We start from the raw sequence: 24,106 nt of genomic DNA, 5'->3' as shown, positions 1-24,106 counted from the left end.
TTAAGACCCTCTAATTTTGAAAAAATCAATAGCAATAATTTGTGGTGGTGGTCCTGCGCCTGGTATCAATACCGTAATAAGCACTCTAGCCAAAACATTTTTGAAAGATGGCTATGAGGTCATTGGTGTTCATCATGGTTATCAAGGTTTATTATCCGATAACCCTGAAGTGAAAATTTTCGACTTCCATCATGCCGACCGTATTTTTAGTCGTGGTGGTTCTACCTTAATCATGAGTAGATTCAAACCTAAAGATAGCGATTTTAAAGCTGATTTTTTCAAAAATAATAATGTAAAATTATTGGTAACTATTGGCGGTGACGATACAGCATCAACCGCCAATAGACTAACCAAATATCTTCAAACCCAGCGGTTGTATGTGGCACATATTCATGTACCTAAAACTATAGATAACGATTTACCTTTACCTGATAGAAACCCTACTTTTGGATTTCATACGGCAAAAGATGAAGGCGTTAGAATTGGAAACACGGTTTATGAAGACGCACGTACAAGCGAAAATTGGTTCGTAGTTTCTGCTATGGGACGCTCAGCTGGTCATTTGGCTTTTGGTATTGCTTCGGCATGTCATTTTCAAATGATGATTATCCCAGAAATGTTCAATAAAACTAAAATTACGTTCGATAAGTTAATCAATATGATTATCTCTTCAATTGTAAAATGCAAAATCATGGGCGTTGAATATGGTGTAGCACTAATTAGTGAAGGGGTTTTTCATTTCATGGATGAAAAGGAAATTATCAATTCAGGAATCAATTTTACGTATGACGATCATGGCCATCCTGAATTAGGAAACGTCAGTAAGTCGCATATTTTTAATTATTTATTGCAAGTTAAGTTGAAGGAAATTGGTATCGAGATTAAATCGAGACCAGTAGAATTAGGTTACGAATTAAGATGCTGTAATCCTATTGCTTTCGATTTAACACTTTGTACGTTGTTGGGTATTGGAGTTAAAAAGTTATTTGATCAGGGCGTTTCGGGCTGTATCGTTAGTGCAAATTCCAGTGGAGATATAAAACCATTGTTTTTGAAAGATTTTGAAGATGAAAATGGTAAGATTCCACCACGATTGGTAGATATAAATTCGGATATGGCTCAACTGTTTATAGATAATTTATTCTTTATTAAGGAGAAAGATTACGAAAAAGCAAAAAAATACTTGCCAAACCCTGAAGCTTATGATTTCAAAAAAATATTAAATTGGATTTAAAATAAATATTAATAATTAAAATAAAGAAGTCCTTCCTTTGGGGAAGGATTTAGGATAGGATTATGGCAAATTATACAAGATTGGAAGTGGTAAATGTTATGAAAGAAACGGGCATGGTACCGTTGTTTTATAACTCAGATTTAGAAGTAAGTAAAAAAGTAATCAAAGCGACCTACGATGGTGGCGCACGTTTGTTGGAATTTACAGCAAGAGGTGATTTTGCCCACGAAGTTTTCGGTGAGCTTAATAAGTGGGTACTAAAAGAATTACCTGGTATGATAATGGGCGTGGGTTCTGTTACAGATGCCGCATCGGCTTCACGTTTTATGGCATTGGGTGCAAACTTTATTGTCACTCCTGTGTTTAGGGAAGATATCGCAATTGTATGTAACAGGCGTAAAGTCTTATGGTCTCCTGGCTGTGGTACATTAACTGAAATTTGTAGAGCTGAAGAATTGGGTTGTGAGGTTGTAAAATTATTTCCTGGTGACATCTACGGACCAGCATTTGTAAAAGCCATTAAAGGGCCACAACCTTGGACGAGCATTATGCCTACGGGTGGCGTATCTCCGACTAAAGAAAATTTAGAGGGTTGGTTCAAAGCTGGGGTAACTTGTGTTGGTATGGGTTCAAAATTAATAGCAAAGGGTGCAGATGGTAACTATGATTTAGCCAAAATTGAATCTGATACTAGAAATGCACTTAGTATAATTAGTGACTTAAAATAATAATAGTTGAAAAGATCTGCGGTAACCATTAAACAACTTTCATCTTTATCTGGATATTCAATATCCACGGTATCAAAAGCTTTGAATGATAAGCATGAAATAAGTAGGGCGACGCGCGACACGATTAAAACTATAGCAAAACAGCATAATTATGTGCCTAATAATTATGCTGTGTCGCTTCGAATGCAAAAAACGGGTTCTATTGCTGTAATTTTACCCGAAGTTACACAATCCTGCTATAGTCATTCACTGTGCCATTTGCAAAAGTCTGCTGAGAACTTTGGTTATAGAATTCTGTTTTATCAATCTTTTAGCTCTAGAACTAAAACTTTGAATCATATAAAATGTCTCAGTGACGGCTCAATAGATGGTATCCTAGTTATTTCAGCTGAAGAACAAAGGCTTGAATACAAAAGTCATTCGTTTCCAATTGAATCCATTATAATCAATAGCGACCAAACGCTGGAAGAGATAAAACAATCCTCACTGAAGAGTTTGATAAAGGTTTTAAACGGTTAACCTAAATTTACCAAAATTATTACGGACTAATACACTTTAAAATTTTAATTTGTCGCTTAGATTGTAGTGACATGATTTAGTAATATCCTGAGGCCAAACAGAAGCCTTTAAAGCATTATTTTTGAATTGGTTGCAACATCTTGTTCTTTGTGATTTTTTTTACATAAAACTCATCTTGACTTCAGTTTAAAAGAAAAAGTAGAGTTGAGTTTATAAATAATCCAGTAAGAAAAGTACTTGGTTCTAATTATTATTAGGAACTTTCTTTACCACTTGTTTCTCTACGCTTGATTTATTTAATCATGCAACACAAAACAATATATTCTGAAAAAAGCAATACAATACATGATAATTAGTGCTTTAGCATTTACATTTTTGAATGTATTTGTAAAGTCTTTAAACCATTTTAGCGTTTATCAAATTGTGTTCTTTAGGGCATTGGGTTCGTTATTCTTTACCATTCCTTTTTTACTGAAAAAAAAGATGTCCTTTTTGGGAAATAAAAGAGGGTTAATGATCATGAGAGGTATAGTTGGTCTTATTTCCATGACCTTATTCTTTTTGTCCCTAAAATATATCGCTATGGGAACAGCCGTCTCTTTAAGGTATATAGCGCCAATCTTTGCAACATTTTTCGCATTATTTATACTCAAAGAGAGAATAAAACCCATTCAATGGTTATGCTTTGCCGTTGCTTTCTCCGGTGTATTAATCTTAAAAGGTTTTGATGAAGATTCTGAAATTCAGATAATAGGTGTTGTTTTGGCTTTAACATCTGCGGTATTTTCCGGATTCGTATATATCTTTATTCGTAAAATAGGCGATGCTGACCACCCTGTGGTTATCGTAAATTACTTCATGGTCATTTCGGCAGTAATCGGTGGATTATTGTCTATTAATGAATGGAAAAATCCTGAAGGTAAAGAATGGTTAATTCTTATGAGTTTAGGTGTTTTTGGATATTTCGCCCAATTATATATGACGAAAGCTATGCAAGTTGGTGAAACCAATCAAATAGCACCTTTAAAATATCTTGAGGTCATTTTTACCATAATCATTGGTTTGATCTGGTTCAAAGAAAGCTATACAATTTGGAGCTTGGTTGGAATATTACTCATAATAGTTGGTCTAACGTTAAACATCATGGTCAAAAGGTCTAAAAAAATAAATCGCAATTATTAAAAAAAGAATCGAAACATGAAATTCTTAAAAATTCTTCAATAACGTTCAATTGACCAATCAGAAAATTTAACTCTGCCTCCTTGAAACTTAGATAAAGATAACCTTCCCTGTAACCACAAAAACCGATATTACAAAATTCTATAGTAGTATTAAAACGATGCGATAAGATTGTTGTTTAACAATAAATATGGCTGTAACTGTTTGAAAGTAAGTTATTTTTTATTAAATTTAACTCGCTGATTAGTATCCCTAGTAAAGCATCTAACTATATTTTGAATTTATTATAAAATTATTTTAGCCTTAAAATAATCCATTTATTAAGAAACCATTATCATCTTTTGATATAGGTAGTGTTTTCTATTTTGGACAATTTATAAACTGAATTCAACGCTGAAAATAGTTAAATATGTTTAAATCTATATACTATGAATCTCAAGCGCACTACCATTATTCCGCTAGATGATGCCGCTCTGGCAGAGTCTATCTTTAAATCCTTTATTGAAAAAGAAATGATGATCATTATGGTCATTATCGGCGACACAGAAACCGTTCGGGAAGCCATCACCAAAGCCGATAATTTGGCGCAACTCTCCTATTTTAATATGGAGCGTTGGTTACTTTGGTTAAGAAATCATGATACGCTTTCCAAAACCTTAAAAAAGCATCTTAAAGCTTCTGATGCTGACAATTCCGATGAACCTTACGATAACATTAAATGCTTTTGCTTTTCGCCAATATTAGATCAGATTGATGGTATAATTTTGAAAAATGGCCAGCTCTCCTATGCGAGTTTACAACAATCTTTTTTTAGGGCGCAATCTCACGACATTCCATTTGTAAGCTCTTAAACATAAGTATTATGAAAATTTTAAAATATACCATAACGCTTATTTTAGTAAGCTTGTTCGCAAATATGTATGGTCAAATTCTGTCAGTAACAGAAACCTACAGAGGTGATTCGCGTAAAATTCCAATTGATGCGGCTCAAATTGTTGAAATTAATAGTACGCTAGAAGTTGAGGTTTCAAAAGTGAAGCTACTTGAGATTATAAAAAGTCAATTTCCACAACTCAATGAGACTGTAGATTTAGAATCTAAGTTAATAAGCTTACAACAGGCACTTCAAAACCAAAGTGCCGTAATTTCAATTTTAGAAAACCAAATGCCAACGGTAGAAGAACAAAAAACCTTCTTCGAGATTATGGACGGTTTTTTAAACGACGTACAATCAGACCCATTTCTATCATCTTTATATAATGAATTAGCTGCAGAATTTTTTACCACCCAAGCCTTTGCAGAAGGAAATCTTCTTGAACCCTATATTCTTTCAAACTTAAATAATGATATTTTGAGTATTGAATCAGAGTTAAAAGCGATTGAAACGGACAAATATAAAGTCAGCGTCGTGGCCTATAAAAAAGACGAAAGTGGAGGCGACCGCGTTCATATTCAAAATTACGATACGTATTCCAACCGCGATTATTTCACCGTAGAACGATGGGTGACAAGTCTGTCTGTTGAAGATCAACAACAACTAGAAGCCCTTGCAGAAATTGCAAGGGAAAATAATGAAAGGGAATTTCAGCTCTTCCAAACGCTAAAAGCGAAGTTGTTAAATGAATTTGGAAGCATTTCTTGTGTTGTCTCGTTTAAAAATAATAGCATTCAGTTTGTTCAAAATATAGAGCTGAATGATGTCGTTCCTGCTGAAATAAAAGCGAAAATTGTAGAAATTCAAGTCGTAATCAATCAATTTGAAACGCTTTATCACCTGTTGAAAACAGAATTAAGTCAATGGAATATTGCTGCGTTGTTGACTATTAAAGATCAAGTGTTGTCTGTAGTTGAAAGTCTAAAAAATATAGATACAATCATTTCAGATGTAAAGACGTTAGTCAGTCAAACCAATCTTGCCTCTGATTTTGCACCCTTGCTGACTGAGTTTAATAGTTGTTATGGAGAAGTTCAAACAAACATTAAAAAACTCGAAAACGGCATAGCCTTACTTTTTGGATTACAAACCAACTACATCGCCAATAAATCAATTGGTGACGAAGTGATTTCCTTTTCTTTGGACAACCTACCCGAAAAAGGTTTTATAAACCTAAAAGGAACTGGAAAAAGACAAAATAGCGATGAATTGTTGATTGAAATGATTTTACGATTGCCTTCTACAGTTGAAAATGCACCAGAACAAATTTTTACTTTAGAGCAACGGGAATTGACCATGCAACTTATCGGCGCACGTTCGGAAGTTGCCGTTGGGTTAATCTTTGCCAATCCGTTCAATAAAGGTGATTTAAACCTTCAATCCGATCGGGATTTCTTTTATGCACCTTCTGCATCTGTACTGCTAAAATTCGGTTCGAGTAAATCGTATTTCTATAATGAATTTTTGGATTTTGGAGTCGGCCTCAATTTTGCTTCGCCCGATTTTAATACCGACGGTTCGCCCGAATTTGGTGTTGGAGTAATAACAACCGCTTTTAAGGATATCATCAGCGTAGGCATCAACTATAACACAACCATTGATAATTTCTATTGGTTTTTTGGCATTAACCTGCCATTTAATCTTCCAGGATTACCGGTCAATACCATAAAAAATTAGCCATGAGCAAAACAGCAAAAATAACAGGAGTAGAGCGCGAAGTCTCATCCATTGATTACATCGTCCCAAAAACACTCGACCAAAAATATGAACTTAAATCATATATAGAGGTGTCTTCAACCCGTTCTGAAAATCAAGTCAATACGGTAAGTTTTGACGAGCACGATATCGTTGCACTTCAGTTTACCGATGATACCGAATGGATTGGGCATCCAGAAGATGTACAGGATATCTATGGAAAAAAGGTACTGGCAAAACGTTCACTTTCAAATGATGATTATGTTTTTGACATTCAAATCTTATCCGAAAATGAAAATCGAGGCATCATAAAACGCGCCATGGTCAAAGTGTTCAGTGTATTTAAACCTAAAGTGACTAAAAAGGATATCGCTAAATTAGGCATTAAGGAACTGGCAAACGCTTACGATAAGCGCGTACAATCCCATCCTGGTTTGTATCAAATAGATGCGAAATTCACTAGGGTCGAAAACACCAATAGTTTTGATAACGCCCAACCTGTTTTACTGATGTTGCATGGCACTTTGTCCAACACAATTGATGCCTTTCATAAACTGAACGAAAATAACGAGGCTTGGAATGACATGGTCAGTATTTACGACAACCAAATTTTGGCTTTGGAACATTATACGCTTTCTGTCAGTCCACTACAAAATGCGTTGGATTTTCTAAAAGATTGTCCTAAAGAATGCAATTTGGATATATTGAGCCATTCCAGAGGTGGTTTGGTTGCTGATATTTTGGCGAAATGTGATCGTAGAAATCCAATTATAGGATTCAGTAAAACTGAAATAGGAATACTCGATGGTGATGACAATGAAGAAGGGAACCAAGAATTAATGACTGCCATCAATGAGATGGCCAAAAAGAAAAAAATCACGGTAAATAAAGTCGTTCGTGTGGCAGCACCTGCGAGCGGCACTACGATATTATCGCGTCGTGTAGATCACTTTTTTAATCTCTTTTTAAATGCAGTTGTATTGGCATTTGGCGCAGGAAACCCGATTTACCATGCGGTAAAAGCATTTTTATTGGAACTGGTAAGCCAAAAGGAAAATCCTGAAGTTTTACCAGGACTGAATGCCATGATGCCTGAATCGCTCTTTCAAAAAATGATGAATGCGTCGGATACTTCAGTCGTAAGTGATCTGTATAATATTTCTGGCGATGCAGATGTTGAAGGTATCAATTTCAATTCCTTAAAAGTTATTTTGGCAAATCTGTTTTATCGTGTGGATAATGATTTGGTCGTGGATACACCTCGCATGGAACACGGTATTAAAAGAAAAGAAGGGATTTACAAATTTTTGGCAAAAGGAGGAACAACGAACCATTTCAATTATTTTTCTGCGGATAATTCAAGTGTCGCCATAGTCGAGGCTTTAAATGCCAATGCCAACAACCCGACGACTTTATTTAAAAAGCACATTTATACTGAAGGCGAACGCGGTATTCTACTCGATCCCTTATCCATGGAAGGTTTCAAGAAAAAACCAGAAACCATTACCAAGGATATCGTCATTATTGTGCCAGGCATTATGGGATCGACCATTGCTAACAATAACGAAGAGCAATGGGTAGATATGCCTGAATTGAATCGAGGCGCCATTGTAAAAAAGTTAGGCATTAATGCGAAAAAAGTTGCCGCTAGCGGGATCATAAAAAAATACTATTACGGCTTGGCCGATCATTTATCGGAAAAATATGATGTGGTTACGTTTCAGTTCGATTGGAGAAAGTCGGTAAAAGGTGCTGCAGAAGAATTAAAAAACCAACTGGAGGATTACCTACAAACCAGTAGCGCAAAAATTCACATCGTAGCGCATTCCATGGGAGGTTTGGTGGTAAGACAATGTATGATGGATTACGAAGATACTTGGTCTAAATTCAAGGAAAATGTACATAATAGATTCATTATGTTGGGTACGCCATGGTTGGGTTCTTATTTGATTATGGAAGTACTGACTGGTCACAGTAAACGTGTAAAACAGTTAGCTTTTATTGATTTTAAACACAACCGAAAAGAACTTTTAGAGGTGTTTTGGAAATATCCAGGGGTTTTTGAATTGTTGCCAATAGAAGATGATGACACACAGCGTCCATTTTGGCAACAAACTTTTTGGAAAAATTTGGATGTAAAGACGGATCTAAAACACATGCCAGATCCAAAGGACAATGCACAAGCCTTAAAGGATTTTAAAACCTATCGGGATAACATCCAAACATTTTTAAATTCGAAATTGGATAACGATGATTTTAGGAATATTTATTACATCTGTGGCCAGTCGGATCAAACGGTTTTTGATTATGAATTTAAAGATCGTTGGCTTTCAAAAAACGATAAATTAGTTTATAAAGCCACGTCTCATGGTGATGGCAGCGTGACGTGGAAAACAGGAATTCCTAAGCAATTGCTCAACACACCAAATTTATATTACACGCATACCTCTCATGGCGATTTGGCGAATGAAGATTATATTTTTCATGGGATTTCAGATATACTGGAAACAGGTACTACCAATAGATTGAACAATCAGCAACCCGCATCCCGAAGTGGAGAAATCATTTCGGAAGTATTTGAATCGCCAGAGCCACTATACGATTCCAAAGCCGTTGTAGATGCTTTGTTTGGTACGCATAAAACCATTGAGCCAGAAGCAGAATACTTCAATGTGAAGATAATTCATGGCGATTTAAAAATGTCATCCTATCCAGTAATGGTTGGGCATTTCTTTATGGATCTAATTTTAAGTTCGGAAAAAGCGCTGGACTCTTATTTGGATAATCGCTTGTCCCAACGCTTAAGTATTGGTTACTATCCTGGCGAAATTGGCGAGAGTGAGGTGTTTTTCAACCTCAAAACAAAACCTAAAGGTGCCATTGTTTGCGGTTTGGGAAGTACAGGAAGCTTAACGTCTTACGTGTTGTCCAAAACGGTGAAACAAGCGGTGCTTAAGTATGCCATGTTTATGCGCGATAATTATACATTACCTAGTGCCAAAAAGTATGCGACCGGAATTTCCTTTGTGCTAATGGGAATCGGTTACGGAAAACTACCTATTGAAGATTCCCTGAAAGGTATTTTATTGGGTGTTGCAGAGGCGAATAAACAGATCAAGGAAACAGGTGAAGGTTTAAAATTGATAAAAGACATTGAAATTGTCAACTACTATGAATCTGTGGCAAGTGAGGCTTATTTTAGTTTAACACGATTGTACAGAACCGATAATCGGGTAACATTTAATTATGAAAAAGGTATTGCCAGAAGACCAGGTGCGAAAAAGAAAAAAATATTCGCAAACTATAGTTATGATTGGTGGTTTAACCTTCACATTAATAGCGTGAAAGTCACCGATGAATCTAAAAAAGACGACGAAACGGTAAGCGGATTCAGATATTTTGCTTCAAACGGTTTGGCAAGAGTAGAACAGGAAATGGTGGGTATCGGATTGAATAAAATCAACCATTTATTGACAGAAATGTCAGTTTCATCAAATTGGGACGAACGCTTATCAAAATCCTTGTTTGAAATGTTGATTCCAAATGATTTCAAAAACACCTTCAGAAATCAAAATAACCTCGTTTTAAAGTTAGATAAATCTGCAGCCCAAATTCCATGGGAATTATTGCATGACAATACCACTACTGAAATTCCAGCTTCGGTAACATCGAGTTTTATAAGGCAATTGATTTCGGAAGATACCACGCGTTTTAATCAAGTTGGATTTCAGAATAAGGAAGCATTTGTAGTTGGTGATCCAGTTTATGACCAAGAAGGTTTGTCGCCACTTCCAGCAGCTAAGGCAGAAGCGGAATGGGTGTCTAGCAAATTGACAAAGGAAGGTTATAAGGTTAATTCGTTATTACATTCCAATGCCAAAAACATTATGATGGAACTGTTCAGCAAGCATTATATGATGATGCATTTTGCGGGACACGGAATTTATGATCCTGAAAATAATAATATTGGAATCGCCATAGGTAGCGGAATTTGTATCGATCCTGCGATGATCAACCAGTTGGGCTATGTCCCGGAATTTGTATTCATCAATTGTTGTTTTTCGGGTGTTGTAAATGCCAAGGATGATATTTATAGTCAAAATCGATACCGTTTGGCTGCCAATATTGGAACACAATTGATTGAAATGGGTGTCAAGGCTATTGTAATAGCAGGTTGGGCGGTTGATGATTCTGCCGCCAAAGTATTTTCCGAAACCTTTTATGAGCGCATGCTGCAAGGTTACGATTTTGGAAGTGCGGTACAATTTGCCAGACTGGAATGTTATCAGCAACATAAACACAGCAATACTTGGGGTGCGTATCAGTGTTATGGAAACCAATTTTATAAATTTAATGACAGGCAAAAATTAGATCGAAACAATCAAGAATACGTAGTGTCGTCTCAAGTGCATACCGATTTGGATAATTTATTAATTTCAATTCGTGATAAAAAAGAAGAAGAAAAATCAGCATTGGCAAAACTCGATACCTACATTGATAGAGCTGAAGCATCTAATTTATTGGATGCCATGGTGCTGGAAAAAGAAGCACTTATTTACGATGAATTGGGAAATATTGAAGTCGCCTTTCAAAAATATAAAGGTTTATTTCAGTTTGATAATGGCAATTATTCCATAAAAGCCTTAGAGCAATATTGTTTGGTGCAATCCTACCGATTAGAAGGTAGCGTTGAAGCCGCTAAAAAATCCAAAAAGAAAGATGCAGTAGGAAGCGTTATTGTTGACTACCTAAATGAAATTCGATTACTCACACTCGCAGGCCGAAATGCAAGCCGACTGAATATTGTCGGCAATGCTTATAAATTAACAGCAAAGCACTTAAACGAAAAAGAAGAAATTGAGCAATTAAAAACAGCCTATAGTTATTATAACGAAGCCATGGAAATGGCAAGTGATAAATACAGTGGACAGTATTTGGACGCCTTATCCAACATATTGATGGTTGGTCATATTCTCGAAACCTTAGGAGATAAAAAATTGATAGACCGTTTGAAAACTAATAAGGTATTTGAAGATGTTACGGACTTGGTAAAACATTTAACGGATTACCGTCAAGAACTGGATGACTTTGATAAAGCTGATTTGGATATTTCTGTCCTCATAGGGATGACCGAAATAAGTTATGCAATTCTATTGATTTCAAATACCAATGACACACATCAAGATCAAAAAATATTAGGTTGGTACAACGAAATATTCAATCAAATATATAGTCCGAGATATATAAAAATAGAAATGTTACAAATTGATTTCTTACGACATTATGTGAAGGATGCTGAGCTTTTAGAATGTTTGGATACCATAAAAATTGAATTGGAAAATCTTTTAAATAATTGAAACATGGGTGTATTATATTTAGGAAGTTGCGATAAAGGCAAACAGCCAAGGGACAAGAAAGATTTTTTGAAACCTTACCATATTGATGGTTTGTTAATTAATAAAGTAACGTTTCGTGATGATGACCGAACGAAATGGCGCTCTTTCAGAGAAGGTAAAGATAATTCAGTTTTAAAATTGCAGCAGTTTTTATTTAGGGCAGGGTTTATGCCACGAGCTGCTTTTGATGGTGTTTTTGGTTACGTGACCCAAGCTGCTGTGCGGTTATTTCAAGAATACGTCCGCACTATAGAAGGCTTTAATGACATGGTGCCAGATGGTATTGTGGGAAGTGGAACCATGAGTCACATTGAACGTTGGCAGAAAGAAAACAAAGTATCGGAATGGGGAAGTGCTACAAGTAAAAATCCTTCGGAAGCTTATACCAATTGGATGCAATTATTACAGGACGCCAAAAAGCATTATACCAATAATCCAGGAGCAATTTTAAAGCATTTGAATAGTTTATCAAAAACCTATTCCACAATAAAGCCTGCGGAATGGAAATTTGATACTAATGATATTCATCTCATTGGCATCAGGAGAAAGCAGACCGAAAGTGCTATAAGACGAGAAAATGATGACCTATTCGTATTACTCATCAAAGGAATGGCATTCACATTCTGGGGCTCAACAGATGCCAGCGTAAATATGGCAGGACGAAAAGATGAAGCGTTTTTAATAGAAGGGCAACATCGTTATCGTTTTGGATGGCACAAAATATCCGTGGAGAAGAAAATATACAGAGCATTAAAACCTGTAGATTGGAATGGCGTGATGATTATAAGGGATTGGGATAATGACAACGCTTATACGGATAAAGATATCATGTTTACTGATGGTTCCGGAAATGTTAAAGGTCTTCGGGTAAATCCGTCTATAAACATTCATTGGACAGGCATTGGAAGCTCTAATTTTTCAGCAGGATGTCAGGTTATTGCAGGCAAGAGTTATTTAAACCATAAAAATAAATTGCAGGACTGTTCCAAATTTGCATCCACAAGTTATAATGGATTAACGAGCTCAAGTAAAAAAACGAAAGGGGCTTATAATGTGTTTACGGATTTGATATTATGTTATGCGCCACAAAATGTGACGAATTTATATTACACATTGGGAAGAGAGGAATCTTTGGATTTATCCGAAAATTTTGGAGCGCAATATGCGTCACATACTTTAACACGATTGAAGTCTGTATAGTATCAAACTAATAATTGAAAATTATGGAAGACCAAACCTTTTTTTGATGATATACATAGAACAAATCCTTCGGCTTAACCACATTATTTAATGTACAGTTTTTTATCTTTTTTACTGTTTTAAAGTCCGGGTTTTCTTTTAGAAATTGGATTAATAATCAAGGGTTTTGTTTTTCAGAATTTATAGTCAGTTGACCCTTTTCGAGATGCTTTCCAGTAACTGTAAGTGTTATATTTCCCACGTTCTCTGTGGACTGAACTAGCACAACAAGTTTTCCGCTAAACAACTTCATGGTAGGTAAATGAAAGGGTTGTAAAGACGTTGGGTCTCCGTTACAAGCGGCTCTAAAACGACCATTGCCTGAAACTTCAAAATTAAGTTGGTTAGTTGCAGTTGGACATGGAATTCCGTTTTTATCAACTGCCGAAACTGTAATAAAAGCTAAATCTTCGCCATTGGCTTTTAATCGTTTTACATTAGAATCGAGAACAAGTTTATTGGGCTTGCCTGAAGTTTTGATTTCTTTTTCTGCTGCAGGATTTCCATCGTCGTCTAGAGCTACTACTTTCAATGTTCCGGGTCCGTATTTTACATCCATCCACATTAAACGATAGCGATTTTGATTCGTTTTAAAGTTTTTAGTTTGAACACCTAAACTTTTTCCATTTAAAAATAATTCGGCACTATTATAATTGGTATAAACAAAAACCGGTGTAACTTCTCCTTCACGTCCTTCCCAATTCCAATGTGGTAGTATGTGAAGCGTTTCTTCTTCGGTGTTCCAACGGCTTCTATATAAGTAAAAGCGGTCTTTTGGTAAACCTGCCAAATCATTGATTCCAAAATAGGAGCTACGTGATGGCCAAGCGTCATCATATGGTGTTGGTTCACCTAAGTAGTCAAAACCTGTCCAGACAAACTCACCGATAACCCATGGCTTATCATCTTGCAATTCAAAATCATCATCAGGAAGGTTAGACCAACTACAATATTCCAGATCGTAAGAGGATGATTGAAGATCTGGATAGGTTTTCATACTTGCAATTTCGACAGGGAATTTATAAATACCACGAGAACTAACCGTTGAAGCCGTTTCTGAACCTAAAAGAAACCCTTGCGGAAAGCGCTCATAAGCTTCCTCGTATAAATGGACTCTGTAATTGAGTCCTGGCACATCCATAATGGCACCAAATCCAGATGCCATGACCGCCTTAACTTGGTCCATGCCAACGGTTACCGGTCGTGTTGGGTCTTCTCTATGAAAAATGTCTTGAAGCCATTTAGCACGTTTTACACCTTCACTTCCCCATTGATCAGGGACTTCATTACCAGAACTCCACATGATGATACTTGGATGATTTCTTGTTGCTCTTACCAAATTCACGACATCTTTTTCAGCATACGCATCAAAAAATCGATTATAGCCATTTTCAACTTTTGGCTTTTTCCATTCATCAAAACTTTCAGCTAAAAACATAAAACCCATTTCATCACAAAGTTCCAATTGTTCTAGCGATGGCATGTTGTGTGCACTTCTAATAGCATCACAACCCATATCTTTTAAAATACTGAGTTGACGCCTTAATGCGGATTTATTTACGGCCGTACCAATGGGCCCTAAATCATGATGAAGACAAACCCCTTTGAATTTTCGAGTTTTGCCATTGAGACTAAAACCAGTTTCAGGACTATAATCTATAGTTCTGATGCCAAAACGCTGTGTTATTTCATCTTTAAGAACATTACCTTTAAAAAGTTTTAAAACAGCGGTATATAAGTATGGTGTTTCTGGACTCCATAGTTGAGGTTGGTTTATTTTTAAGTTCTGTTCAAACTCATTATTTATAATGGTTTCGGTCTCTTTTGCATTGATTTTATGGCCGTCTTTATCATAAATTTCCGTGACCAACTTTAAATCTGTGCCAAAAGCTTTTGTTTTGATATTCACTTTGGCTTCATCTATAGAAATTGAAGGTGTGGTGATAAAGGTGGACCATTGCTCAAAACTTACTTTATCCTTTACAATGACCCTTACATTTCGGTACAAACCAGCACCAGGATACCATCTTGAGGATTTGCCAATATTAGTTAGTTTTACGGCTAACGTATTCTGATCTTTTCCATTGATGTATGGCGTAACATCGAAATAAAAGTAGCTGTAACCATATTTCCATTCACCGACTTTTTTACTGTTTAAAAACACTTCGGGTTCGGCCATAGCACCTTCAAAAAGCAGTAAAACTTTTTTATTGTCATCAAAATTTGTGAGCGAAAATGCAGTTCTGTACCAGCCTTCACCTATATAGGGCAAAGCACCTGTTCTACCTGTTTTTTCGGTCGCAGTTGTCTCGCCGTTTTGAGTGATGGCAACAGTTTGCTTATCAACTTCTTTGTCAAAAGGACCATAAATTGCCCAATCGTGAGGTACGGTTACATTTTGCCAATTAGAATCATCAAATTCTATTTTTGAGGCCTCAGGATGTTGACCTTTATTGAACTTCCATTGGTTTTTAAGCGTGATGACCTCTCTAGTTTGAGCTTCAGAAAAATAAGCTCCACAGAAAAAAATAAAACAACCAAGAAGTGAAAATACGGTCTTATTCATTTAAGGCAGCATTATAAAATTTAATTCCTAGTGTGGCTTTATTATCGTGATCAAAAAGGGTCGCATTGTCCCAATGAGAACCTTGAGCCCAAAGTGTAGAACAATCTGTAGATACCCAAGCAGGTTCCCAATAAACCAAACCTTGTCCACCAGCATTCTCTATGATTTCTTGCAACGCATTGAGATAATCCAATTGGCCTTGCTGGCTTGCCGAAAGTCCGCCTGTTAAAGCATCTTGCCCCAAAATATTGTTGGCGCCATCGGCATTTTCAAGCGTAAAAGGGTAGGCCGTTTCTACGATCATTAATTTTTTGTTATAGTTGTTTATTAAAGTGGAAAGTGGTGTTTGAACTTCATTCAAATCATAATCAGACCAGATCGGATAATAGGATAAGCCAATCCAATCAAAATCGGTAACGCCGTTTGCTGTAGCTTGCTCAAACCACCAAAGTCCATTTTCGGGTTGAGCAATATGAAGCATTACTTCTATCTCTTCATTTTTGGCATTGCCGATAGCTCTTACGGCTTCAATACCTTTATTAATCAAGGTGGAATTTCTTTGCCAATCTATAGGCCAAACCAATTCACCTTGTTGTAAAATCATACCATTAATTTCATTGCCTACTTGTACAATGTCTGGCAATAAATTGTCATTGGATAGTTCGTCTAAAGTTTGGTAGGTATAATTGTAGAGCAGTTCACCCAAAGTACTGACGTTGTTAATTTCGCTAAGCCAGGCTGCGGGAATTTCTTGCTTAGAGGGATCAGCCCAAGTATCGCTATAATGAAAATCCAATAGCACTTTTAATCCTTTGGATTTGGCGCGTTGTATGGTCTCCTTAACATCATTAAAATTTGAGTAATTGGTCCAATCTGGATTGTGCCAAAGCCTTACTCTTACTAAATTGGCACCTTCATCCTTGAATATTTGGTAGACGTCCTTAGTTGTGCCATCCAAGTCTTTATATAAAGCACCACAATCTTCCATTTCATTGGCATAAGAAAGATCCGCACCATAATAAAATGAAAAGGGTGTATCGGTGATGTCATCATCGTTATTATGAGTCCCATTTGAATCATTTTCTGAGCACGAATGGGCACTAAAAAGAAGTGATAATAATATGATATATAAAAGGTGATGCATTCCTAATTTAATATAGGTCATAATTTACAGCGATTTCTGCTAAGTTAAAAAATATTTTTTCAAACACCGACCAGTGCCCACCAGTTTTGCATATATTTGTTTTATGAGTATCATTCATGTTGATTCTAAAGCTGGAATCCCTAAATACCGTCAAATCATTCAATCTGTAGAGTTAGGGTTAGATCAAGGTCAGCTAAAAAAAGGGGATAAGCTACCATCGGTAAATAGTATAAAAAATAGGTTTTCCCTATCCAGAGACACCGTTTTTATGGCTTTCGGTGAGTTGAAAAAGCGTGGAATTATAGAAGCGGTTACAGGTAAGGGTTACTATATAAAGAGTGAAGATGTGAAAGTTGCTAAAAAAGTATTTTTACTTTTTGACGAATTAAATAGTTTTAAGGAAGACCTATATAATTCAATTTTAAATGCTTTGGGTGAAAATGTTCAGGTGGACATCTTTTTCCATCATTTTAATCAAAATGTTTTTGATAAGCTCATTAATGATAGCGTTGGCAATTACAACTATTATATTGTAATGCCAGCGAGTTTGGATCATGCTTATAAAGCATTGAAAACCCTTCCGAAAGACCAAGTTTTTTTATTAGATCAGACGCATAAGAAATTAAAAAACTATGCAGGTGTGTTTCAAAATTTTGAACGTAATGTTTACGATGGTTTGATGAGTTTAAACTCTAAAATAAAAGGTTATAACGAATTAGTGTTTGTGAACCCAATCTCCAATCAACCAATTGGTATCTTTTTAGGGTATGAAAAATTTATGTCCACAGGTGTAATTAAAGGGTCTAAACTTGAGGGTGTAGCTTCTGTGAAACCAAAACAAGGAGCAGTATATTTTGTTCTTGATGATAGAAGCTTAATAGAGTTAATAAAGAAAATTAATGAAACACGTTTGAAAATCGGTAAAGATATTGGCATAATTGCCTACAATGACTCACTGTTAAAAGAAATAGTTGAAGGTGGAATCACCACTATTTCCACAGATTTTAAAGAGATGGGAGCACGGATGGCTAATATGATTATAAACGAGGAGTTTGATCAAATAGAAAATCCTAATCATATTCTAATTCGAAATTCTATTTAGATGTAATATTTATGAACAACGCTTTAATACAAAAGGTAAAGAAACAATTTATAGAACAGTTTATAACTGAACCTCTACTTATTTTCTCACCAGGAAGACTTAATTTAATTGGTGAGCACACGGATTACAACAATGGTTTTGTGTTTCCTGCTGCCATTGATAAAGGCATCGTTTTGGCCATTGCCAAAAGTGATAACAATTATTCTACAGTTCGGTCTATTGATATGGATGAGGAATTCATATTAAATCTCAAAAATATTGACAGAGTAGAAAAGAATACATGGAAAAATTATATAATCGGAGTTATTGCGGAACTATTAAAGAAAGGATGTCAAGTGGACAATTTCAATTGTGTCTTTGCTGGCGATATTCCTTTTGGCTCTGGTTTGTCTTCCTCTGCAGCACTAGAAAACAGCTTAGCCTTTGGCTGTAATGAGTTATTTGATTTAGGCTTAAGTAAAACGGATCTCATACAGATATCCCAAAAGGCAGAACACAATTACGTAGGTGTAAATTGTGGAATTATGGATCAATATGCAAGCATGTTTGGTAAGAAGGATCATGCCTTGTTTCTAGATTGCAAATTATTAAAGTCAGAATTAGTGCCAGTGCATCTCCACGATTACGAAATTGTGCTTGTTAACAGCAATGTTAAGCACGCTTTGGCTGAAAGCGGATATAATGATAGGTATGCCGTTTGCCAAAAAATTATTGAACATCTCAAAAAACCTTCACTCAGAGAAGTTTCTTTAGAAGAGTTAAATTCTTTAAAAACTAAACTAGAGGCATCAGATTATAAAAAAGGACTATATGTTCTTCAGGAAAATGATAGAGTGGTGGCATGTAAAAATGCTCTAATGGATAATGATATAGAAGGCGTAGGTAGATTGCTTTTTCAATCACATATAGGCCAAAGTGAAATGTACAAAATAAGCTGTAAAGAATTAGATTTTTTGGTAGATGAGGCAAAAAAAAGTGTTTCTGTCATTGGTGCAAGAATGATGGGCGGCGGTTTTGGTGGTTGTACAATTAATTTGGTGTTAAAGACCGATATCGAAGATTTTAAATTAAAAATCTCAAAATCATATAAAAGAAAATTCAATAAAGATTGTAGCATTTATAATGTAATGCTGGGCGATGGTACAAGCGTGATTAAATAGAGACTAAAATGGAAAATGATTTACAGAACGCTTCACATAAGCGCTTTAATATTTTAACGGAGGAATGGGTTTTAGTATCTCCACATAGAGCCAAACGACCTTGGCAAGGGAAGGAGGAAGAATTGCCTACTTCCAAAAGACCAAGCTATGACCCTAATTGTTATTTATGTGCAGGAAACAAAAGAGCTAGTGGAGAAGCAAACCCTAATTATGAAAGCGTATATGTTTTTAAGAATGATTTTGCAGCGCTATCTCAGCACGATGAGCATTTTAAAATTGAGGATGGACTTATAAAAGCCGAAACAGAAACAGGGATATGCAAAGTGGTTTGTTTTAGTCCAGACCACTCAAAAAGTTTAGCTCAAATGTCAGTTGCCGAAATTGAAGAAGTTGTTCAGACATGGCAAAAGGAGTATGAGGTTTTAGGAAGTATGGCAACTATTAATTACGTTCAGATATTTGAAAATAAAGGAGAGGTTATGGGGTGTAGCAATCCGCATCCTCATGGTCAAATCTGGAGTCAAAGTTCATTGCCCGATGAAATTGTAAAAAAGGATAACAGTCAACTAAATTACTTCAGCAAATTCAATCGCTCATTGCTTGGTGATTATCTTAAGCAAGAATTAGTATTAAAGGAGCGTATTGTTTTTGAAAATGAAGCTTTTGTAGTTTTAGTTCCGTTTTGGGCCACATGGCCTTATGAAATAATGATTGTACCCAAAGCGCATCAAATAAACATAAGTAAAATACCTGTTACACAAACGGTATGGTTTGCGGAAGCCATTGCTGCAATTACCAAGGCCTACGATAAATTGTTCAATTGTTCTTTTCCGTATTCCAGTGGAATTCATCAATCTCCTACTAACAATGCCAAAAATAGTCATTGGCATTGGCACATGAGTTTCTACCCTCCACTTTTGAGGAGTGCAACGGTAAAGAAATTTATGGTCGGTTATGAGATGTTTGCCGGTCCTCAACGCGATATTACGGCAGAAACAGCCGCTCTAACTTTAAGAGCGTTGGTTTAACTTTTTAGTTGTAATTAGCTGCTTATTAATAGAAAAATTAAAAACCCTGTAAATCAATATTTACAGGGTGATTGTGGAGTCGGAGAGAATCGAACTCTCGTCCAAACAAGTAACCAAAGGGCTTTCTACACGTTTATTCTTTTCTTGGGTTTTCGATTGCAAGCTGGTTAAAGACAACCTACTTACAACTTAGCTTCTTAATCTCGAAAGTGCATCGAAGCGCTACACGATCTTAGTCAATTTTTACGATGCCTCAAATAGAAACGCCACTGACTAGGGCTTTTCGGAGACATTTAGCCTTCCTACCTAGTAGGAATAAGCACGAATCTTACTATAATTCAGATTATGCAGCTAAAGCGTAGTTATTCTCGCCGTTTAAAATTTGGTCTAGCCTTTTACGTGTTTCAATGCCATTACACGACGTGCTTACCATCTAATTAATCTCGCTGTCAAAACCAGTCGACCCCTTAATGAGATAGCAAATTTTAATTTGCGTAATCGAATTAATCCTGAACTTGTTTCAGGATCTCATCAATTAATAAATGATAATATTTTTTTTGGGCGTTCCTTCCGCTTAATACCTACAAGGTTTAGATGCCAAAACAAGTTTGGTACAAGCCTTGCAGGAAACGCTTCAGTCGGGCTTTCCATTATATCTTTTGCAAAAAAAGCAAAAGGATGCCACTTCTATCCCTAACGCAGCAACCATGAAACGCTTATTACGGTTTCAAGGTTGGCGAAATTACTAAAAATAGTATTGCAAAAGTAATACCATTACATTTTTATAATAGCATTAAGAAAATATGTCAGTTCAAAGTTGAAGCAAATGTCTTATCTGACATTTGTGTCAGGATATTTGGATTTTATCAGCATAAAAACACCGTACAGTGCCACCCCTAAAGCCACGAGACCCATAGCAACTGATCCAAATTCATTTTGTAATAAACTAAAGGCATCAGCTCTGTTGATGTCGCCACCAGAATTTCCCATACCCGTCTTAAAAAATAAAAAAGCCATGATGCCAGCCACAATACCTCTAGCCGTAAAGCCCATTTTTCCTGCTTTGGTCAGCAAACTCTGGGCATCTGGATCAATGCCTGCATGTTCAATGTCCTCTTTATATTTTCCAGAATAAGCTACATAGAATTCATATATGGCTTTTCCTAATAATATAATGGCAATTACAATTGCAATTATATCTCCGTATTCTGAATTCAGTAATTGGGAAGAAGAACCAGAATCCCCAGAAGAACTGCCAAAAGCCATTTTCAATGCAGAAAACGCAAAATAACCGTAAATCAGTCCACTCACTACATAAGCTGTGCGCTTAAAATAGCCTTTAGCATCATCATCGTGATTTTTTATATTGCCAAATCCTTGATAGAGTCTATAGAATGTATAGGCAATTAGACCTAAACCGAGGGCAATAAGCAATATCTTACCATAAGATTGTTGCGCCAAAAACTTTAATATGCCGTCCTTACCACTTTTACTTCCACCTTGTCCAAAAGCAGCCATAGCCGTCAATACGCCAATTAGCAGGTAGACAATTCCTTTTGCAGCCATCCCAAAACGGGAGAGCATTTCTTTTTTTGAGCTCATTTTATATTTTTTGTTGGTTTATAATTGTCTTAATAAAAGATAAATCCATCAGTATGAGTTGTTCTATCGAAGTTTATCTTAACTGAATTGCTATTTAAAAGGAAGGGTTTTTTCGCAATTCCTAAATAACTTTATATTTTTGTTAGTACAATAAATTCTATGATACCATGATTAAAAAAGGAACTAAAGTGAAATGGAAATGGGGCAACGGTACCGCAGAAGGTAAAGTCATGGAAACGTATTCAGAAAAAGTGACCAAAACCATAAAGGGCAGCGAGATTACAAGAAACGGAGAAGAAGGTAATAAAGCACTTTATATTGAGCAAGAAGACGGAGATTATGTCCTTAAAATTGAAAGTGAGGTAGAGCGAGCCGATTAGTCATATACGTAGTAAATGAGGTTAAAGCTATAGAATGAAGTTATTTTCGTGATAAAGTTATTTCTATATTTAGCTAGTAATTTGTAAGTTGCAATCCATAATTCTAAAGCCTACTTTCAGTAAATGCAAGAAAGTAGATCAGGACAAGCTGAGAAACGAACTTGTTTTTTCCAATAACTTAAATTTTATCGTATATAATGACATTTGCCATCATAAAAGAACGTAAAAATCCACCAGATAGACGCGTGGTTTTTTCTCCAGAACATTTAGCAGAAGCACAATTGGCCTATCCAAAGGTAAGATTCATTGTAGAATCTTCGGATATCAGGATTTTCCCTGATGAGGCCTATAGAAAAAAAGGCTTCGAAGTTTTGGACGATGTCTCTGAAGCTGATGTGATGATTGGAGTAAAAGAAGTTCCCATTGAAAATCTAATCCCAAATAAAAAATACTTTTTCTTTTCACATACCATAAAAAAGCAACCGTACAACAGAGCGCTTCTAATGGCAATGTTGGAAAAAAATATTGAATTGTTCGACCATGAAACCATAGTTAAAAAAAGTGGTGCGCGTTTAATTGGCTTCGGTCGTTATGCAGGTTTGGTTGGTGCTTACAATGGTTTTAGAGCTTTGGGTTTACGCGATGGTTTGTTCAATTTACCGAAAGTAGAAACCCTTGCAGATTTAAATGAGGTTAAATCGGAATTGGATAAAATTACGATTCCAAATTTAAAAATTCTTCTTACTGGAACAGGAAAGGTAGCCTATGGTGCCAAGGAGATTTTGGATCATTTGGGAATTAAACAAATAAGTGATGCTTTATATTTGACATCTCAGTTTACTGAACCCGTTTATGTCATGGCAGATGTCATGGAATATGCTAAACGAAAAGATGGTAAGGTAGGCGATAAGTACAAGTTTTATAAGGATCCATCGGGATACGAAAGCAATTTTATGCCTTATGCCAAAGAGACCGATTATTTTATTGCTGGACATTTTTATGGTAATAATGCCCCTTATTTGTTTACACGGGAAGATGCCAAACATCCAGACTTCAGAATTAATTTAGTGGCTGATGTATCTTGTGATATCGATGGTCCAGTGGCAAGTACTATTAGGCCTTCAACCATTGCAGATCCTTTTTATGGATATGATCCGCAAACAGAAAAAGAAGTGGCTTTTGATGCTGAAAACGCAATAACCGTTATGGCCGTGGATAATTTGCCATGCGAATTGCCAAAAGATGCTAGTGAGGGTTTTGGGGAAACATTTTTAGAACATGTGATTCCGGCTTTTTTCAATAACGACGAAAGGGAAATTTTAAAACGGGCCAAGATTACGGAAAATGGTAAATTAACTAAGCGTTTTAGTTATTTACAAGATTATATCGATGGAAACGAGTAAAAATCAAACAGCTTTAGTGACAGGTGCAGCTTCCGGATTGGGTTTAGAGTTGGCGCTTCTGTTGGCTAAGGATGGTTATAATCTTATTTTAATTGATGTTGATTCAGAAAAACTGGAACATACGAAGGATTTCATTTTAGATACTTATGCTACTAAGATTACTTTGTTGCTAAAAGACTTGAGCGTGGCTAATGTTGCTAACGATATCTATGAAGCGATTAGCGATATTTCTATTGATGTGGTCATTAATAATGCCGGTTTTGGTTTATTTGGAACGTTCTGTGATACGGATTGGGAGCGCGAATCGCAAATGTTACATTTACATGTATTGACCGCTACACATTTAATAAAATTACTTTTACCAGATATGGTAGAACGTGGTTCGGGAAAAATTTTAAATCTGTCATCTTTGGCGGCTTTTCAACCAGGTCCGATGATGGCTTTATATTACGCGTCTAAATCGTATCTTTTATCATTTTCACAAGCTATTTCCAATGAGTTAAGAGGCACAGGTGTTACGGTTACCGCCTTATGTCCAGGTCCAACAAAAACAGCCTTTCAAAGTGTGGTTTCTCAAGATACGGTAGAAAATAGAATAGCTTTTAATATGGCTTGTCCCAAACGTGTAGCGGCTTATGGCTATAAAGCGATGCAAAATGGACGGGTGGTTGCCATACCTGGAACACTCAATAAATTCTTGTCCATTTTACCAAGAATGCTAACTCGTAATAGAGCAACAAAAATTATCCGAAGAATTCAGGATAAGAATAGGGATTTATAACTTATTCAATACAACT

17 protein-coding genes and 1 other RNA gene are annotated in these 24,106 nt (G+C 36.0%); 14 read left to right on the top strand and 4 right to left on the bottom strand.

The genetic code is table 11. The features are described from left to right. Nucleotides 1–16 precede the first annotated feature (16 nt). The 8 genes from HM987_RS13180 to HM987_RS13145 all read left to right on the top strand — a co-directional run bounded on the left by HM987_RS13180 (nucleotide 17) and on the right by HM987_RS13145 (nucleotide 12,885). Nucleotides 17–1,234, top strand: a complete 1,218-nt coding sequence (locus HM987_RS13180) for a 6-phosphofructokinase (RefSeq protein WP_179008531.1) — start codon at nucleotides 17–19, stop codon at nucleotides 1,232–1,234. A gap of 62 nt (nucleotides 1,235–1,296) precedes the next feature. After that, complete coding sequence (locus HM987_RS13175; protein WP_179008530.1) at nucleotides 1,297–1,962, top strand: bifunctional 4-hydroxy-2-oxoglutarate aldolase/2-dehydro-3-deoxy-phosphogluconate aldolase; 666 nt, start codon at nucleotides 1,297–1,299, stop codon at nucleotides 1,960–1,962. A 6-nt stretch (nucleotides 1,963–1,968) separates the two neighbouring features. Continuing rightward, complete coding sequence (locus HM987_RS13170; protein WP_179008529.1) at nucleotides 1,969–2,481, top strand: LacI family DNA-binding transcriptional regulator; 513 nt, start codon at nucleotides 1,969–1,971, stop codon at nucleotides 2,479–2,481. A 321-nt stretch (nucleotides 2,482–2,802) separates the two neighbouring features. Further along, nucleotides 2,803–3,663, top strand: coding sequence for a DMT family transporter (locus HM987_RS13165; protein WP_370622883.1), 861 nt, complete (start codon nucleotides 2,803–2,805; stop codon nucleotides 3,661–3,663). 425 nt (nucleotides 3,664–4,088) lie between these two features. Continuing rightward, the gene (locus tag HM987_RS13160; protein ID WP_179008527.1) at nucleotides 4,089–4,511 is read left to right on the top strand and encodes a hypothetical protein; all 423 of its coding nucleotides are present in this window, start codon (nucleotides 4,089–4,091) and stop codon (nucleotides 4,509–4,511) included. Nucleotides 4,512–4,522: 11 nt separating this feature from the next. After that, nucleotides 4,523–6,271 carry a hypothetical protein gene (locus tag HM987_RS13155; RefSeq protein ID WP_179008526.1) on the top strand — a complete coding sequence of 583 codons (1,749 nt, stop codon included), beginning with the start codon at nucleotides 4,523–4,525 and terminating at the stop codon, nucleotides 6,269–6,271. A 2-nt stretch (nucleotides 6,272–6,273) separates the two neighbouring features. Further along, nucleotides 6,274–11,646, top strand: coding sequence for a DUF7379 domain-containing protein (locus HM987_RS13150; RefSeq protein WP_179008525.1), 5,373 nt, complete (start codon nucleotides 6,274–6,276; stop codon nucleotides 11,644–11,646). 3 nt (nucleotides 11,647–11,649) lie between these two features. After that, nucleotides 11,650–12,885 (top strand): peptidoglycan-binding domain-containing protein, encoded by a 1,236-nt coding sequence (locus HM987_RS13145; protein WP_179008524.1) that lies wholly within the window; start codon nucleotides 11,650–11,652, stop codon nucleotides 12,883–12,885. A 157-nt stretch (nucleotides 12,886–13,042) separates the two neighbouring features. Here HM987_RS13145 and HM987_RS13140 read toward each other — a convergent pair whose 3' ends face one another. Continuing rightward, on the bottom strand, nucleotides 13,043–15,490 hold the full coding sequence (locus HM987_RS13140; RefSeq protein ID WP_179008523.1) for a DUF4982 domain-containing protein: 2,448 nt from the start codon (nucleotides 15,488–15,490) through the stop codon (nucleotides 13,043–13,045). Further along, nucleotides 15,483–16,655, bottom strand: coding sequence for a glycoside hydrolase family 53 protein (locus HM987_RS13135; RefSeq protein ID WP_229724452.1), 1,173 nt, complete (start codon nucleotides 16,653–16,655; stop codon nucleotides 15,483–15,485). Before HM987_RS13135 ends, HM987_RS13140 begins: the two co-directional genes overlap by 8 nt. Before the next feature lie 82 nt (nucleotides 16,656–16,737). Here HM987_RS13135 and HM987_RS13130 point away from each other — a divergent pair, with 82 nt between their 5' ends. The 3 genes from HM987_RS13130 to HM987_RS13120 are packed head-to-tail and all read left to right on the top strand — an operon-like array spanning nucleotide 16,738 to nucleotide 19,924. Next, the gene (locus HM987_RS13130) at nucleotides 16,738–17,736 is read left to right on the top strand and encodes a GntR family transcriptional regulator (protein ID WP_179008522.1); all 999 of its coding nucleotides are present in this window, start codon (nucleotides 16,738–16,740) and stop codon (nucleotides 17,734–17,736) included. An 11-nt stretch (nucleotides 17,737–17,747) separates the two neighbouring features. Continuing rightward, the gene (gene galK / locus HM987_RS13125) at nucleotides 17,748–18,896 is read left to right on the top strand and encodes a galactokinase (RefSeq protein WP_179008521.1); all 1,149 of its coding nucleotides are present in this window, start codon (nucleotides 17,748–17,750) and stop codon (nucleotides 18,894–18,896) included. Nucleotides 18,897–18,904: 8 nt separating this feature from the next. After that, complete coding sequence (locus HM987_RS13120; RefSeq protein WP_179008520.1) at nucleotides 18,905–19,924, top strand: UDP-glucose--hexose-1-phosphate uridylyltransferase; 1,020 nt, start codon at nucleotides 18,905–18,907, stop codon at nucleotides 19,922–19,924. A gap of 71 nt (nucleotides 19,925–19,995) precedes the next feature. Here HM987_RS13120 and ssrA read toward each other — a convergent pair. Next, nucleotides 19,996–20,391, bottom strand: a transfer-messenger RNA (tmRNA) gene (ssrA, locus tag HM987_RS13115). 364 nt (nucleotides 20,392–20,755) lie between these two features. Further along, nucleotides 20,756–21,526 (bottom strand): DUF1206 domain-containing protein, encoded by a 771-nt coding sequence (locus HM987_RS13110; protein ID WP_179008519.1) that lies wholly within the window; start codon nucleotides 21,524–21,526, stop codon nucleotides 20,756–20,758. Nucleotides 21,527–21,693: 167 nt separating this feature from the next. Between HM987_RS13110 and HM987_RS13105 the strand changes: the two genes are divergently transcribed. The 3 genes from HM987_RS13105 (at nucleotide 21,694) to HM987_RS13095 (ending at nucleotide 24,090) form a co-directional block, all read left to right on the top strand. Then, nucleotides 21,694–21,906 carry a hypervirulence associated TUDOR domain-containing protein gene (locus HM987_RS13105; protein WP_179008518.1) on the top strand — a complete coding sequence of 71 codons (213 nt, stop codon included), beginning with the start codon at nucleotides 21,694–21,696 and terminating at the stop codon, nucleotides 21,904–21,906. Between the two features lie 197 nt (nucleotides 21,907–22,103). Beyond that, nucleotides 22,104–23,309 carry an NAD(P)-dependent oxidoreductase gene (locus HM987_RS13100; protein ID WP_179008517.1) on the top strand — a complete coding sequence of 402 codons (1,206 nt, stop codon included), beginning with the start codon at nucleotides 22,104–22,106 and terminating at the stop codon, nucleotides 23,307–23,309. Beyond that, nucleotides 23,296–24,090, top strand: coding sequence for an SDR family NAD(P)-dependent oxidoreductase (locus HM987_RS13095; RefSeq protein WP_179008516.1), 795 nt, complete (start codon nucleotides 23,296–23,298; stop codon nucleotides 24,088–24,090). Before HM987_RS13100 ends, HM987_RS13095 begins: the two co-directional genes overlap by 14 nt. The last annotated feature ends 16 nt before the right edge of the window (nucleotides 24,091–24,106 follow it).

The sequence above is a fragment of the Winogradskyella forsetii genome, from assembly GCF_013394595.1.
Lineage (GTDB): Bacteria > Bacteroidota > Bacteroidia > Flavobacteriales > Flavobacteriaceae > Winogradskyella > Winogradskyella forsetii.
This window is presented reverse-complemented; position numbering and strand designations above follow the sequence as displayed.